13 protein-coding genes and 1 pseudogene are annotated in these 14,145 nt (G+C 55.2%); 4 read left to right on the top strand and 10 right to left on the bottom strand.

Annotated features, from left to right (window positions below):
* From AC2FIO_RS16295 to AC2FIO_RS16285, 3 genes are all read right to left on the bottom strand, one after another.
* A complete protein-coding gene (locus AC2FIO_RS16295; protein ID WP_496698919.1) occupies positions 1 to 1,023 on the bottom strand; it encodes a carbohydrate ABC transporter permease in 1,023 nt (340 codons plus the stop codon).
* 66 nt (positions 1,024 to 1,089) lie between these two features.
* Positions 1,090 to 2,301 (bottom strand): ABC transporter substrate-binding protein, encoded by a 1,212-nt coding sequence (locus AC2FIO_RS16290; protein ID WP_496698917.1) that lies wholly within the window; start codon positions 2,299 to 2,301, stop codon positions 1,090 to 1,092.
* 48 nt (positions 2,302 to 2,349) lie between these two features.
* Positions 2,350 to 3,423 (bottom strand): ABC transporter ATP-binding protein, encoded by a 1,074-nt coding sequence (locus AC2FIO_RS16285; protein ID WP_282120203.1) that lies wholly within the window; start codon positions 3,421 to 3,423, stop codon positions 2,350 to 2,352.
* 152 nt (positions 3,424 to 3,575) lie between these two features.
* Here AC2FIO_RS16285 and AC2FIO_RS16280 point away from each other — a divergent pair, with 152 nt between their 5' ends.
* Positions 3,576 to 4,589 carry a nuclear transport factor 2 family protein gene (locus tag AC2FIO_RS16280; protein WP_496698915.1) on the top strand — a complete coding sequence of 338 codons (1,014 nt, stop codon included), beginning with the start codon at positions 3,576 to 3,578 and terminating at the stop codon, positions 4,587 to 4,589.
* Positions 4,586 to 5,458, top strand: a complete 873-nt coding sequence (locus tag AC2FIO_RS16275; protein WP_496698913.1) for an amidohydrolase family protein — start codon at positions 4,586 to 4,588, stop codon at positions 5,456 to 5,458. Before AC2FIO_RS16280 ends, AC2FIO_RS16275 begins: the two co-directional genes overlap by 4 nt.
* A gap of 110 nt (positions 5,459 to 5,568) precedes the next feature.
* Here AC2FIO_RS16275 and AC2FIO_RS16270 read toward each other — a convergent pair whose 3' ends face one another.
* The 3 genes from AC2FIO_RS16270 to AC2FIO_RS16260 all read right to left on the bottom strand — a co-directional run bounded on the left by AC2FIO_RS16270 (position 5,569) and on the right by AC2FIO_RS16260 (position 8,543).
* The gene (locus AC2FIO_RS16270; RefSeq protein ID WP_496698911.1) at positions 5,569 to 6,546 is read right to left on the bottom strand and encodes a sterol desaturase family protein; all 978 of its coding nucleotides are present in this window, start codon (positions 6,544 to 6,546) and stop codon (positions 5,569 to 5,571) included.
* Between the two features lie 161 nt (positions 6,547 to 6,707).
* Positions 6,708 to 7,529 (bottom strand): 3-methyl-2-oxobutanoate hydroxymethyltransferase, encoded by an 822-nt coding sequence (locus tag AC2FIO_RS16265; RefSeq protein ID WP_496698909.1) that lies wholly within the window; start codon positions 7,527 to 7,529, stop codon positions 6,708 to 6,710.
* A gap of 15 nt (positions 7,530 to 7,544) precedes the next feature.
* Positions 7,545 to 8,543 carry an NAD(P)-dependent oxidoreductase gene (locus AC2FIO_RS16260; RefSeq protein WP_496698983.1) on the bottom strand — a complete coding sequence of 333 codons (999 nt, stop codon included), beginning with the start codon at positions 8,541 to 8,543 and terminating at the stop codon, positions 7,545 to 7,547.
* Between AC2FIO_RS16260 and AC2FIO_RS16255 the strand changes: the two genes are divergently transcribed.
* Together AC2FIO_RS16255 and AC2FIO_RS16250 are read left to right on the top strand one after the other, a co-directional pair.
* A complete protein-coding gene (locus tag AC2FIO_RS16255) occupies positions 8,542 to 9,519 on the top strand; it encodes a LysR family transcriptional regulator (RefSeq protein WP_496698907.1) in 978 nt (325 codons plus the stop codon). The genes AC2FIO_RS16260 and AC2FIO_RS16255 overlap by 2 nt on opposite strands.
* Positions 9,520 to 9,671: 152 nt before the next feature.
* Positions 9,672 to 9,839: pseudogene (locus AC2FIO_RS16250) on the top strand (IS5/IS1182 family transposase); the annotation flags it as partial.
* Positions 9,840 to 9,939: 100 nt separating this feature from the next.
* Here the strand turns inward: AC2FIO_RS16250 and AC2FIO_RS16245 are convergent.
* The 4 genes from AC2FIO_RS16245 to AC2FIO_RS16230 form a co-directional block, all read right to left on the bottom strand.
* Entirely contained in the window at positions 9,940 to 10,719 is a 780-nt protein-coding gene (locus AC2FIO_RS16245; RefSeq protein ID WP_496698905.1) for an IclR family transcriptional regulator, read from the bottom strand.
* An 11-nt stretch (positions 10,720 to 10,730) separates the two neighbouring features.
* Positions 10,731 to 12,089 (bottom strand): TRAP transporter large permease, encoded by a 1,359-nt coding sequence (locus AC2FIO_RS16240; protein ID WP_058276698.1) that lies wholly within the window; start codon positions 12,087 to 12,089, stop codon positions 10,731 to 10,733.
* A complete protein-coding gene (locus AC2FIO_RS16235) occupies positions 12,089 to 12,754 on the bottom strand; it encodes a TRAP transporter small permease (protein WP_058276699.1) in 666 nt (221 codons plus the stop codon). Before AC2FIO_RS16235 ends, AC2FIO_RS16240 begins: the two co-directional genes overlap by 1 nt.
* Before the next feature lie 65 nt (positions 12,755 to 12,819).
* Positions 12,820 to 14,058, bottom strand: coding sequence for a TRAP transporter substrate-binding protein (locus AC2FIO_RS16230; RefSeq protein WP_058273422.1), 1,239 nt, complete (start codon positions 14,056 to 14,058; stop codon positions 12,820 to 12,822).
* Positions 14,059 to 14,145 lie beyond the last annotated feature (87 nt).

Genomic DNA, 14,145 nt, shown 5'->3' with positions numbered 1-14,145 from the left:
TCAGTGACCTCCTTTATGATCGCGCCATGTGCGGCGCAGCGGAAGGATAAGCAGGATGACAACGCCAATCATGGTCAGCATCGAGTTGGCCGAGGCACGGCTGATCGACCGGTTGCCTGCCTGATCCGGCGTCAGGTAGTCAAACGTCAACCACTGTAGCGAGATCACATAGCCCTGGCTTGAGAAGCCAACGATTTCTTCGAACACGCGGTAGCTGTCCATTAGGTGGATCATCGATACAAATATGATTAGCGGCATCAGATGCGGAATGACGATGTATTTCAGCCGCTGCCAGCGGGTTGCCCCGTCAATAATCGCGCTTTCCAGACTGTCCTGATTGACCGTTTGCAGACCGGCGTAAAAGATGATGGCCGCAAAGGGCGCCACGTGCCAGACGCGGTAGATCATCATCAGGACTTCAATCGTCCAAGCCTGCGCGAACAGGGCTATGTCACGGTTCAGCCACCATTCCATCATCGCAGTCAGGATACCGTCGCCGCGGAACAGCCAATTGATTGACAGCACTCCGATCACCGGAGTGATGATAAAAGGCAGCAGAGAGACGAATATCACCGGACCGCGGATAGAACGCGCAGCATTGTTTATCAGGATCGCGATCCCTAACCCGCAACCGACCACCAGCGGCAGGGTGATCAAAGTAAACGTCAGCGTGAACCGCAGGGCCTTCCAGAAATTGATCGTCGACAGCACATGCCAGCTGCCGTCACTTATGGCGCGCCATGCGCGGTCAGGTTCCAGAACATTGCGATAGCTTTGCAACCCCACATACTGGGTTTGCGTGATGATCTCACCATGCTCATCCAGCTTTGGCTGCGACACCTTTTCGGTCACACAGGTCTGGGTCAGGAAACCAGGGGTACAGGTTTCTTTTTCAACCGTCTCATAGATCGGCTGGGTGATATAGAAACTCTGCTTGAACACGCTGACCAGCGGGAACGCGATGAAGAGAAGCATCATAAAGACAGAGGGACCGACAAAAGCAGCAAATGTCCGGAAATTCATGGCTCTGCCTTTCTAATGGTTCTCGGGGGAAAGGGATGGGAGGGCCATAGCCCTCCCAAGGGAGGATCAGTTGCTGATCAGACCCGCTTCTTTCGCGGCAGTGACGTAGTCTGCCTCGATATCGGCCAGAGTCGTCTGCGCGTCTTTGGCACCGGTCAGGTAGTCGGCCAGCCCGTTACCCAACGAGGTGTGCATGATGCCCATAGGACCGGAAGCCGGGTAAGCCTTGGCACCGCCTTCAGCAGACGCTGCAGCACCTGCAGCCAAAGGACCTGCCGAATAGGCCGTGCTCAGCCATACTGCGACATCGTTGTTCGCACTGACCGTATCGGTGTCCATGCCCTCAAGTGCGACGCGGAAGGCAGCATCCGCTTCTTCGTCGCTCATGTTCGAAGCCAGAACAATACCGTCCCACCAGATTGTGGTCGCCGGAACCGCCGATCCCATTGGAGCCGCGGCCATGGTCACTTTGCCAACGACCTGGCTTTCGGCCTCATCGTTCATCGCAGCGGCACGGCTGGCCCACAGGTTCGCCATCGCGATCTTGCCCTGCTGGAACTGCTGCTGCACATAGGTCGAGTCAGAGACCAGGTATTCCGGGTCCATATACTCGGTCATGGCCTTCAATGTCTCAAGCGCTGCTACGCCTTGCTCGTTATTGATTGCAGGCATGTTGCCGTCACCAAAGAACGAACCGCCCTCGCCCAAATACATGTTGACGAACTCCTGACCAAGGTTCCAACCGGTCTTGAACGTCCCACCAATGGGATAGTCCATGACGCCGGCTTCCTTGATCTTGGCAGCTGCGGAAAGAACATCGCCATAAGTCTTCGGCTCTTCGATGCCCAGTTCAGCCAGAACATCGTCGCGATACATCAGGTGCTGCGCATTCACCATCATCGCGATGGCCATGGTTTGTCCGTCCACCTTGATCAACTGGTTGGGCAGCAAATCCTGGCCATATTTTTCAACCAGATCGTCCAGAGGGCGGATCGTGCCCGCGTTCAGCAAGGGGACCAGTGTTGCGTTCGATACACCGCCGATCTGATAAAGTGCGGGATCAGCCGCAAAGGCTTCGGGTTGCTTTTCACGGAATTCCTGGTCCAGCGAAGCACTGAAGTTGCCGCATTCCGCCATCGCATCGGTGACCGCTTTCCAGGCTTCAAACCCGGCGGACAGCGACTTTAGTGGCACGTCGTTTTCGAAGGCGCATTCCGACCATGCGCCGGTGGCAGCGATGGACATGGCACCTGCCATTAGGATCGTCTTGAGTTTCATGCGTTTCTCCCTGTCAGGATCGGTCCGTCGTCGACGTCCGGACCGGTGTTAAGCCCGTTTGGGCTGTTTGTGGGGGTGTTCCCCAATCCGCGCACCGCTTTCAGCTTCAAAGAGGTGACAGATTTCTTTCGGCACCGAGAACGAGACTGTCTCGCCAATCTCGGCGCGGTAGGCTTTATCGGCTTTAACCGATACCAGAGCACCGCCGACCCGGACCGAGATCATGGTCGCGTCGCCCAGCAATTCCAGCGTGTAGATCGGCGCTGTGATCTGGCCCTGCCCTTCGGCAAGGCTGGCATCCTCGGCGCGGAAGCCCAGCGTCATAGGACCGTCTGAGGCATCCACTGGGATTTCGACGTGTTCGGCACGGAACATTCCACCTGAAACGTCGCCATCCATTAAATTCATCGCGGGTGAACCAATGAAGCTGGCCACAAACGTGTTTGCCGGCATGTCATAGATTTCCGTGGGGCTGCCAACCTGCTGCACCACGCCCTGTTTCATCACCACAACGCGGTCGGCCAGTGTCATCGCTTCGATCTGGTCATGGGTCACATAGATCGTCGTCACCGCCAGCTCGTGACTGAGGTTCTTGATCTGCGCCCGGGTGGAGACCCGCAGTTTGGCGTCAAGATTCGACAGCGGTTCGTCCATCAGGAACACATTTGGTTCGCGTACAATGGCACGGGCGAGTGCCACACGCTGTCGCTGACCACCTGAGAGCTCGGCGGGTTTGCGATGCAGAAAATCGTCCAGCTCGACCATCGCGCTGGCGCGGCGTACCTTTTCGTCGTGGGTCGACGGGTCGATGCCGCGCACCTTCAGCGGAAAGCGGATGTTCTCGTAGACGTTCATGTTGGGATAAAGCGCGTAGCTCTGGAACACCATCGCAACGTCGCGGTCCTTCGGCTCCAGATCGTTGATTACATTGCCGTCGACCAGGATTTCGCCCTCGGTCACGTCCTCAAGACCTGCGATCATGCGCATCGTCGTTGTCTTGCCGCAGCCCGAGGGGCCGAGCAATACCAGAAACTCGCGATCAGCAATGGTCAGGTCGAAATTGTGAACCCCAACGAATGAGCCCCATCGCTTGCCGACGTTCCGCAATTGAATTTCCGCCATGGTGCCCCCTGCAAGGAATCATTTTGCATACGTTTGCAAAACTGTAATTCGCATACGTCAATTCAGGCAAGACTTTTTTGCATACGTATGCAAAACTGACGCAAATACCCGACTCAACCCGGCTTCGTGCCTCTCGTAAAACTTTGATCACAATGGCAAATACCGTGACCTTTCAGACAGAAAAAAAACTCGTCTCTGCGTTTCACACCGCGTTAGATTCCGCGACAGAACAAGAAATCCCGAAGGCAATGAGCCAATACTGCGCCCCGGATCTGAAGTGGCGCGGCTTTCACCCATTCAACGAAATCAATGGCGCCGAACAGGTTGCCCGGCAGTTCTGGCAACCACTAAAGAGCAGCCTAACCCGCCAGCAGAACCGTGTAGATATCCTGTTTGCGGGGCAAAACTCGCTGCGGGACGAGGCCCACGTTTGGGTCGTATCTATGGGGCATTTGATGGGGCTGTTCGACCGTCCGTGGCTGGGCATTCGCCCAACTGGCAAGCTGGCATTCCTGCCCTATTGCGCGTTCTACAAGGTCGCCGGTGACAGGATTGTCGAAACAGCGATGTATTTCGACATACCGCACCTGATGGTGCAAGCCGGGCAGAATCCGTTCCCTCCACAAACAGCGGCGCATTTGGTGCAACCCGGCCCAAGAACCCATGACGGCCTACTGCTGAACACACAACCCGCTGAAGAAGGCGAAAAGACCCTGGCGGTCATCAACGCGATGATCTCAGATCTCGGCCAATGGGACAGTGGGTTGTCGCTTGAGGATGAATTGGCCCAAACCTGGCATCAAGACATGATCTGGTGGGGACCCGAAGGGATCGGCGCGACCTACACGATAGAACGCTATGCAAAACAACACTCTGGACCGTTCCGGGCCGCCTTCTCAGACCGATCTAAAACCAATCATGTCTGCCGCATGGCCGAGGGGCATTATGGCGGGTTCTTTGGCTGGCCCAATTTCACGGCCACTCCGTCCGGCGGGTTCATGGGTATGCCCGCAACTGGTAAACCCGGCGAATTCAGGGTGATCGATATCTATCGCCGCGCGGGTGACAAACTGGCGGAAAACTGGGTCTTCATCGACTTGCTGCACTTCTGGAATGGGCAAGGCGTCGACATTCTGGCCCGAACCACAGAGGTCGAAACGCCATGAGGATAGATGCGCATCACCACCTGTGGGACCTGTCTGCCGTGACCTATCCCTGGCTCATGGAAAAGGGCGTCGCTCGTTTCTTTGGCGATCCCTCCCCCATCCAACGAAACTATTTGCTGCCGGAATTTCGCGCAGACGCCGAAGCCGAGTGTTTCGGCGCTTCGGTACATATTCAGGTGGGCGCGGCCGACCCCTGGGCCGAAGCGCAATGGGTGCAATCAGTGGCGGACCAGTTCCCGGACTGGCCCTTGGTGCAAGTGGCCTTCTGCGATTTGACCGCTGATGATCTGGACAAGCAACTCGACCGCCTCCAAACCCTGCCGTCTGTACGCGGCGTTCGTCAGATCATCGGCCGCGCTCCGGGCGAGGATGCAATCACCGGCACAAACACGCTGCTTGAAGATCCAAAGTTCTTGGCTGGTCTGAAACAACTGGGCTCACGCGGGCTATCCTTCGATCTTCAACTGCTGCCTGAGTTAATGGAAATGACCGCAGATGTGTTGTCGCAGGCCTCAGAAACCCGGATTGCTCTTTGCCATGCAGGGTCCCCCCACGACCGAACCGCACAAGGCTTGCAGAGATGGGCGGACGGGTTAAAAACGTTATCAACCCTCCCGCAAGTCTGTTGCAAACTCTCCGGCCTCGGAATGTTTGATCATAACTGGAGTGCCGAAAGCGTCTCACGAATCGTTGCCACCTGCCTGTCACAGTTTGGTGCCGACCGTTGCATGTTCGGGTCGAATTTTCCGGTCGACAGCCTCAGTTCAACTTACAAAGAAGTTGTTTCCAGGCACCAGGAACTCGTCCCGGCATCAAACCAGGACGATGTGTTCCACGGCACGGCAAAACGCTTCTATCTCTTTGAATAGGGACAATTTTTTTAGTCCTATTTTAGCGAAGTCTTCCCGACGGAAGTTCCCGAAAGTTAGCCCAATCCGACCAACGCATTGCAAACGAACTTCAGTATTTGGAGCTTTGGTTATCTGCCGCGAGCGTGCATTTCACGCTTGCGGTTCCGAGTACGCTTTGTGGCGTCCTCGGAACCATCATGATATGTTCCGAACCACTTATCCCAGGGCATTTCGGCATTGCCATAATTGCACTCGTAATAGCGATGATGAAGCTGGTGGAAAAATGCACCTATCAGCAAAGCCTGACGATCGCGCGCCCAAATCGCTTCGTATCCAGAGTGAGACGACGCTGCGCCCAGCATCAGCCAGTAGCCGGGGAAAATCATGTGAACGGGATGGCTGGGTAAGATCAGCACGATCAGAATAGCACTGAGATACCCGAAGGATTCGACCGGATGCATCGACATGCCGGACCAGGGGCCGGTGTTGACGTTGCGGTGGTGCACGGCGTGTACGTTCCTGTATATGAACGGCTGATGCAGAAATAGATGAACGGCATAAAAGTGAAAGCTTTGCCAAAGCGCCAATATCGGGAATAGCAGAATGAACCACACAGGATGCGCAACAAAGCTAAGCGTGCCGATATAATTGTTAGCGTACATCCAGCGCAGGAAGCATTCAAATATCGACAAGATGGTCGCACCAAAGACCATCGAGTAGTAGATGTTGTCCCAGGTCTGATAGCCGAATTTATACAGCGCATTCTTGCGCTTCATGTACGGTCGGGGGTCGTATTTCAGCAACTTACCTTGCCCGTCGACACCGTAAAACCACATATGCAGCCCACCGGCGACGACCAATAGCAACACCCAGTTGCGAATGAACACCCATGACATCCAGCCAATGGCAAAAATGGCCTGATCGGATCCGACGGGCTGCAACCAGAACGCCACCAGAAAAGCCAGCGCAAGATAGATCGAACGATCCGAAAATTGCAGCCAGTTCTGCCAGGCCCATTTCCCCATGACGCCGAATTTGGGTGGCCAGTGCCAATAGGGGGCGTGCTTTACCGGAAGTTCCGGGTGCCAGTGCCATTCGCGGCTCATGGGGGCGGGATCTTCGGAGGTATGAGCTGTTTTCCGAGCGTTCGTATCTGCAGTCGTCACGGGGTGTCCTTTCCTGAGCAAATGTACCTTTTTTGATCAGGATGAGGCCGGAGGCGGCTCATACGGGTATTTCCGTGACGGACGGCAAGTCATCGTGGGGCCTACTCGTGAAACGGGCGGCGCTTGTCCAGCGCTTCACGTAGTTTTTCATGCTCACCGGGCTTCATGCCGATGCTCGTCGCAGTGTCGGGATAACTACCGTCCAGAACCGCGGTACGATAGGCGGTCAAACCCTTCATCCTTTCGGCCTCCAGTTTTGTACGGGCACCTGCCATATCGGCAAAGGCTTTGGCATGTCGCGGAGGGTTTGGAGTGTCGCCGCAAGCGTCTTCCTGGAAAAGGAAGATCACATCGGCAGCCCCGCCAGAACCGATTGAGTGGGTGATCAGTCCGGTACGCGGGCTGATCTCTGCAATCGCCTCGTCGGCGACACATTCCAACTCGACTGCATAAGCACCAGCGTCTTCCAACCGTCGCAGATCCTCGGCCAGTTGTATTGCTTCATCAGCGGTGCGCCCATAGGCACGCAATCCGCCGATCTGGGTGGACAGGCGGGGCACCAGGCCCAGATGACCCTGAACGGCCAGCAGTTCCACGGCTTTGAGACTGCGCAATGTGTAAACCGCGTCTGCCCCGGCGGTTGCCGCACGTATACCGGCACGCAGGATGTCCTGGTGGGTCTCATAATCGCCGGCCATCAACGCGGCAGTGGTGAACGTGTCAGGCGCACCGGCGCGTACTTCGGCCAGATCGTGATCGACGATTGATAGATGATCAATGCCCGCGGCCTGAGCCGCAGCAGCCTCGGTGCGGCTCACGGCGGTCGTCTGCACGAATTTACGCCTGCCCTTGCCTGCCTTGATATCCGCCACCGTCAAGTTACGCGTCGCCGGATGCCCACCAAAAGTATAGATCCGTTTCAAAACCGCTGTCCTTTTTTATTCAGCGGCTTTGCGTTCAGAGCCTTGCGGGATCACCTCGTAACCGGGTTCTTCCGGCTCATCATCCGTCATTTCCGGCGGGAAACCGGGGGCGAGAATGTCCAGACCGGTGGCCTCTTCCAGACGTTTGATGATGTTGGGCGAAAAACAACGCTCGCCATAGCGTTCGATGCCATCCTCAAAGATCTGAACCAGCATAGGCGAGATTTCCAGCGGCACATTGTGACGGTCAGCCACCTGCTGGAACAGACCGGCATCCTTTTTGACCAGATCCATGGTGAAAGAAATGTCCCGGCTACCGTTCAGGATCACCTGACTTTCGGTTTCATGTACGAATGACGTGCCGGAGCTAATCTTCATCGCCTCATAGGTCGTGTTGAGGTCCATACCGGCCGCCTTGGCGGTGACAAGCGCCTCGCAGCAAGTGACAAGATTGGCCGTGGCCAGATAGTTCGTCACCACTTTCAAAACCGAAGCCGAGCCCAGATCACCAGTGTGCAGAATGCGGCGACCCATGGTTTTCAGGAAAGGCGCGATGCGGTCAAACGTGGCACGGTCGCAGCCCGCAAAGATCGAGATATTACCCGTCGCAGCGCGATGGCATCCGCCCGAAACCGGGCAATCCACGGCTGCGCCTCCTGCCTCCATCACCATTGCGCCCAAGCGTTTGACCTCGGCTTCGTCAGTGGTGGACATCTCCATCCAGATTTTGCCCGGCTTCACCTCGGACAGCATCTGTTGCATGACGGCATCCGAGGCAGCGGGCGATGGCAGACAAGTGATAACAGCATCGCAATCACGCATCAGTTGGGCCGGGCTCTCCCCCCGGGTTGCCCCGCGCGAAACGAAATCATCCACAAGTTCGGTGTTGAGGTCATGCACCGTTAGATCAATGCCGTTCCGCAGCAAACTACCGCTGAGTTTCCCGCCGACATTTCCAAGACCAATAAATCCAACTTTCATGCGCGTGGTTCCCTGTTTCCTTTCCCGCCGGATGATCGGCAAAGATGTTACTTCGCAAAAAGTACAAACGTTGATGGCATTGTGTAAAACGAATAAAACCGGCAAGTATCAGCGAAAATTTTTGGTGCTACGAATGCCTCAATCTCCTAACCCTATCTGGCTTCGGTCCTTTGAATGCGCCGCGCGGCATCTGAGCTTTACTGCCGCGGCGGCAGAGCTGGGTATCACGCAATCGGCACTCAGTCTGCATGTCCGCTCGCTGGAAGCGCAACTTGGTTGCCCTTTGTTCTATCGTGCCGCACGCAACCTAAGCCTGACCGAAGTTGGCCAGGCATACGCTTTTTCTGTGCGGCAAGCCCTAAGAGACATCGATCTGTCAACGATCAGCCTGTTCGGATCAAACCAGACGCACGAGCTGGTCGTGCGTGCACCAATATCCACGGCGACCTTGTTTCTTGCTCACAGGCTGCCCGAGTTCTTACGTGTGCATCCCGATATTACCATAAAGCTGGTTTCGAACATTTGGGCTGAATCCGCAGGTCGCGAAAATGTCGATGTCGAGTTGCGGGTAGGCAGCGGTGAGTGGACTGATATCCCAGCTCGGAAAATATCCACTGAACGGATCGTCCGTATTTCCACCAAGATATCTGGGGGAAAAGCCCCTTCCACCGAAGATCTGCAACAACAGCCGCTCATTCACATTCTGGGATTCCAACAAATGTGGGAACGGTATTTTACCGCAACCGGGGTTCAACAAACCCAGTACGCATCGACCTTAGTGGTCGACACGACCATTGCGGCGGTGGACATCGTGGCCGCAGGTGGCGGCAATGCGATCGTTATCGAGAGGTTTGCCAAAACCGCCATTGAGACCGGAAGAAAGGTCGCCATAGTTGGTGAAGCAGTTCCAATAGAACAGAGCCACTACTTGATTGCGGGGCAAAACGCAAAAGCGGATGCAGTGGCCAAACAGCGTTTTGAAGCTTGGCTGGAAGGCATCTTTAAGTGAACCAAAACGTCTTCGTCCAAACGGGTTGTGTTCGTGCGTGATCAGCTCTGATATTTTTGGAATACAGGTAGAAGCTTCAACGGCAAAGTCCCCGCGCTAGACGGCATTCGGATGTCAGCTCGGCGAATATTGGGAATAAGCACCAGAACACTCCGCACATACCAGTTTTCTACAATTCCGGGCACAACGACGGAACATGAACCCGAGCCGACGTCGAATGAGATGCTAAGAACGTTCAATGCATCTGCCCCAAGGGTCATGCGCTAAAGCAGCTTCCAAGAAACTACTCTGATCCAACCCGAGAATTGGTGACCAACGGGGTGGGCGTGGACGTCTGATTACTCAAACCAAAGGTGGGACGAACAGAACAACAATCAGTAAAGATTGGGACCCACAGAAAGACTAAGCCCTAACGCTTTTCTATGAGGCCAGCAATCCCGATATTTTGGTCGCTCCAAACTGCAACAGCGAAAGGAACTGCATCAAACTGTCCAATTCGTGACGCTGGGTTGGCGCGTGAACAGACAACGTAGCCACAAGCCTTTCGTGCTCATCCAGAACAGGCACAGCTACGGCGGTCATCCCCGGCATGAATTCTTCGTCGTCCGTTGAATACCCTCTTTGCGCGATGTTCATGATTTCGGCGCGCAGAGCTTCTGGGTCAGTTATTGTTTTCTTAGTGTTCGCGTTCAGCTTTCGAGCGGAAAGAAACCCGTCCAACGTGTTCTCACGAAGCGTGGACAAGTACATCTTGCCGCTGGCCGTGCAATGAAACGGAACCTGGGTGCCAATCGGCAATTGAATCCTCAGGGGCCATTCCGTTTCCACCCGGTCCAGATATATCATTCCCTCCCGATCCGGGATGGCGAGGTTGCAGGTCTCGCCAATTTCATCAGCGATGCCCCGCAGGATCGCAAGGCGGGCTGTCCGAAGGTGCTCCGACGAGACCGTGTTAACCGAAAGCTGCCGCAATCGTGGCCCGGGACCATAGGATCGTCCATCCAGATCACGTTGTAGGAACCCTTCGGCCTCAGCCGTTAGAAGCAGACGATGTACTGTCGGTTTCGCCAAACCCAATGATTCAATCAGGTCTGACGGTTTGACTGCGACCCCACGCTTTGCAACCTCTTCAAGGATCAACAGCAAACGCAGGTTCGTCGGGATTTGGGATTCTTTCTCTCGCGTGTCTGCGTTTGCCATCCCGCTAAACTCTAGTTGTTTGGCAACAAGATCAAGGCCAGATCAGGCACCAGAGAGACCAAAATCCACACAGACAGCAACGCCACAAGGTAAGGCACCGTATAGCGCAGCAGCCGGAAGTACGGCACACCTGTCACACCTGACGCAACATAGAGGTTCAGACCATATGGTGGCGTGATGAACCCAATCGAGGCACCTACAAGGAAAATCACCGAAAAATGGATCGGGTCGACCCCTACGGACGCAGCAATCGGTGCTAGGATCGGTGCTAGGATAATCGTCACCGGCAAGCTTTCCAGAACCATGCCTGAGAAAAAGACGATGACCATCGATGTGAACAGAACCGCGTAATACCCACCCATTGAGGTCACGAAATCTCCGATCGTTTGTTGTGCTCCAAGCAGCGACAGAATTTGCTGCATGACCACCGAGATCGCAATCAGCGGCGCAAGGATACCCGTGATCTGAGCCGAGCGGATCACGATCGAGGGGATCTCAGGGATTGTGAAGCCTTCGACAACCAGCATTTCGGCAAAGCTTTTGTCTGTGGGCGAAATATTATCCCGCGCGCCCATGATCCGGTTGATCGGATAGCTGACCAAGCCCGCGATGACACAGAAACCAACGGTTACACCCGCCGCCTCGGTCGGTGAGAACTTGCCGGTATAGATGCCCCATAGCACGAGGCCGATGGCGAAAAAGCCGAGCCACGCACCAAATGCCGTTTTGAGAATCCGGTTCAGTTGCAGCGGAATCAGGTGCCCCCACCCATTAATCCGACAGATGATCCAGCATGCGAATTGCATACCAAAAACCATAAGCGCACCAGGTATGATACCGGCGACGAACAGCTCGGAAATGGGCAGGTTCATCAAGAACCCGTAGACGATGAAGATGATGGATGGAGGAATGATGATCCCAACCGTACCGCCCGCCGCGGCCGTGGCCGCGCTAAAGCGTTCGTCATAGCCGCCTTTGACCATCTCAGGGTGCAGCATTGAACCGATGGTTGCGGTCGTTGCAGAGTTCGACCCGGAAATCGCGGCAAACAATCCACACGCCCCAAGCGATGCCATAGCCAGCCCGCCGCGTATCCAGCCTAAACAGGAATAGGCAAAATCACTCAACCGCCGCGCGATCCCCGATTTGTTGATCAGGTCGCCGGTCAGGATGAACAGCGGCATCGCCAACAAGGCGAAGCCTTTGTTGAACACGTTCAGTAGCTCTGCACCCATATTGTCGAGTGTCAGCCCCAGAACGAATGAGCATCCGATCACCCAGTATCCGATGACCAGCAGCACCGGCACGCCCAACATGAACAGAAACGTCACGCCCAGCGAAATAAGTGTAACTAAAGTTCCGTCTGTCATCAATCTGCCCCTATCACGGCCTGCTTGATCAGCGGCTCTCCGGTTTTCCAATTGTGCAGATCGTCAGCAAGGTTTTGAAACACGCGACCGACCATCAAAAAGAAGGACACAGGCGCGGCCAACAGAAACCACCACTGCATGATGTTGTCTGTCCCAAGCACGATCTGAAAGTTCGAGGCTGACAGCGCAACGAGGCGTGTTGTGGTCACGATCACGATGACCGCAAAGATGAACCACAAAATGGCATCCAGAAACAGACAGGCCAGTTGACCGCCGCGCGGCATCGCGGTGCGAAACTCGCTGAAGCTAAGATGCGTGCGCAGGCGGACATTATAGGACGCACCAAACCAGGCCATTATCATGAACAGAAGCGGAGGAATGGTGGTGGACCAAGGTTCCTGGTCGTTAAAAACAAAGCGGTCAATAACACCCCAGAAGATGATCAGCGCAATGGCAAGGTAGGAATAAACCATGATCGACCGTTCGAAGTGGCGTTCAACAAAGGGCACTTTGCGATAGATCAGCATTACAAGAAAACCGCCGAGCGCGGCGGCAACAGTACCGACAACCCAGGCGGCGTCAGATTCCAATGCGGATTGGATTTCGAATGAATCGCGAGTGAGCAAGGCGCTGAAAATTGCCCCGATATCTGCCCATAGTGACATGAACCCCGTCCTCCCAGTCGGTGTTTAGAGAAACCGGCCCCGAGGGGCCGGTTCGAAATGTTAGATCAGGCCGCGCCTTTCCACCAACGGCGGGGCTCAACGTTTTCGGGCAGTGTGTCTGCTGGGATCTGCCGCGCGATGTCGTAGATTTCCTGATAGGTGTCGATACCACCGGCCCATTTGTTCAGCCGCTCGCGCCACTGCGCCCAGGGTTCAGGATTAAAGTTCGGCGCACACATTTCCTCGGCCAGTTTGATCTGATCGTCCGGCAGGAATGCTGCACGTACACCGTTTTCCGCAAAGATGGTGTTGGGCAGCTGTGGTTCCGAGAAACCAACCGTGTTCAGCAGTGCAGCTTCGTTTGCACCCTGAATAAGGGCCTGCGTGAAATAGGACGATTCCATTACTGCGTCCTGAAGTTCACCGCCAAGACCGTCAAACACTTTGGCCGACATTGACGTATGTTCAGTACCGCAGAAGAATTTGAGATTGACGGATTGCGAGACGACCGGAGCCATGTTTGCGTAGGCAACGGCTGATGCCCAAGTTTCCGCCCCATCAATCAGGCCCGTCTTGAGCGCGTCCAGGGTTTCTTCCCATGCCACCGGCACCGGGTTCAGGTTCAGTAGCTGCATGGCGATCCGGCCAAGCTGTGTCCCTGTCACACGGTTCTTTGTCCCGAACAGTTCTTCCAGTTTGGTGACAGTTGGCTTGTCAGAGAAGGTCGAGCCCATTTGCAGGCCGCGCAGTTCACAGTGGGTGAACAGGAATTTCAGCCCGTGGCGCTTTTCGAGGGGGTCTCGCAGAATACGCTGGCTGTCGGGGCTGTAGAAGAAATGATACTGCGCCGCCCTGCTGGGGAACATATAGGCATAGTCCAGCACGTTCAGATATGGCGCACCGCCCGCAGAGTTCTGGGTCGACGCCGCATAGATGTCGACGATTCCCTGCTGAGTCTTCTCAACACAGCTCAGTTGTCCGCAGATCTGGTTGTCGCCAATGAACTCGATCCGAATCTCACCGTCAGTGCGTTCTTCCAGATCTCGGGCGAATTCGATGGCCCCTGCCCGTTCGATCAGCAGGTTGCGCGTATTGAAACCTGATGCACCGAATTTCAGCGTGTGTTTAGGTTCTTTCGAAAACCGTTTTTCATAAGTTGATTCTGCGGCTTGCGCCAAATTGGCCAAACTCATCGCGCCGCCAAAGCCACCCGCTGCCAGCAGCGTTGAGCTCATGCCATAACGCCCGGCCACACGAAAAAAATCCCGCCGTGAGACACCGCTTAGTTTCTTACCGATCTCCATTGCTTACCTCCCTGATCGCAATTATTGAGACGTTTTGTATCAAAAAATGCTAGTATAGTTCCGGCAATTTGCATAGTGTTTTTTTCA

The organism is Ruegeria sp. CDSB086, assembly GCF_059611065.1.
The sequence above is the reverse complement of the archived record's forward strand: the minus strand, read 5'-3'. Positions and strand labels throughout refer to the sequence as shown.

Excerpts from the sequence above, each read along its gene's own strand:
- AC2FIO_RS16295 (WP_496698919.1), bottom strand. The coding sequence starts at position 1,023 with ATGAATTTCCGGACATTTGCTGCTTTTGTCGGTCCCTCTGTCTTTATG.
- AC2FIO_RS16290 (WP_496698917.1), bottom strand. The coding sequence starts at position 2,301 with ATGAAACTCAAGACGATCCTAATGGCAGGTGCCATGTCCATCGCTGCC.
- AC2FIO_RS16285 (WP_282120203.1), bottom strand. The coding sequence starts at position 3,423 with ATGGCGGAAATTCAATTGCGGAACGTCGGCAAGCGATGGGGCTCATTC.
- AC2FIO_RS16280 (WP_496698915.1), top strand. The coding sequence starts at position 3,576 with ATGGCAAATACCGTGACCTTTCAGACAGAAAAAAAACTCGTCTCTGCG.
- AC2FIO_RS16275 (WP_496698913.1), top strand. The coding sequence starts at position 4,586 with ATGAGGATAGATGCGCATCACCACCTGTGGGACCTGTCTGCCGTGACC.
- AC2FIO_RS16270 (WP_496698911.1), bottom strand. The coding sequence starts at position 6,546 with ATGAGCCGCGAATGGCACTGGCACCCGGAACTTCCGGTAAAGCACGCC.
- AC2FIO_RS16255 (WP_496698907.1), top strand. The coding sequence starts at position 8,542 with ATGATCGGCAAAGATGTTACTTCGCAAAAAGTACAAACGTTGATGGCA.
- AC2FIO_RS16245 (WP_496698905.1), bottom strand. The coding sequence starts at position 10,719 with ATGGCAAACGCAGACACGCGAGAGAAAGAATCCCAAATCCCGACGAAC.
- AC2FIO_RS16240 (WP_058276698.1), bottom strand. The coding sequence starts at position 12,089 with ATGACAGACGGAACTTTAGTTACACTTATTTCGCTGGGCGTGACGTTT.
- AC2FIO_RS16235 (WP_058276699.1), bottom strand. The coding sequence starts at position 12,754 with ATGTCACTATGGGCAGATATCGGGGCAATTTTCAGCGCCTTGCTCACT.
- AC2FIO_RS16230 (WP_058273422.1), bottom strand. The coding sequence starts at position 14,058 with ATGGAGATCGGTAAGAAACTAAGCGGTGTCTCACGGCGGGATTTTTTT.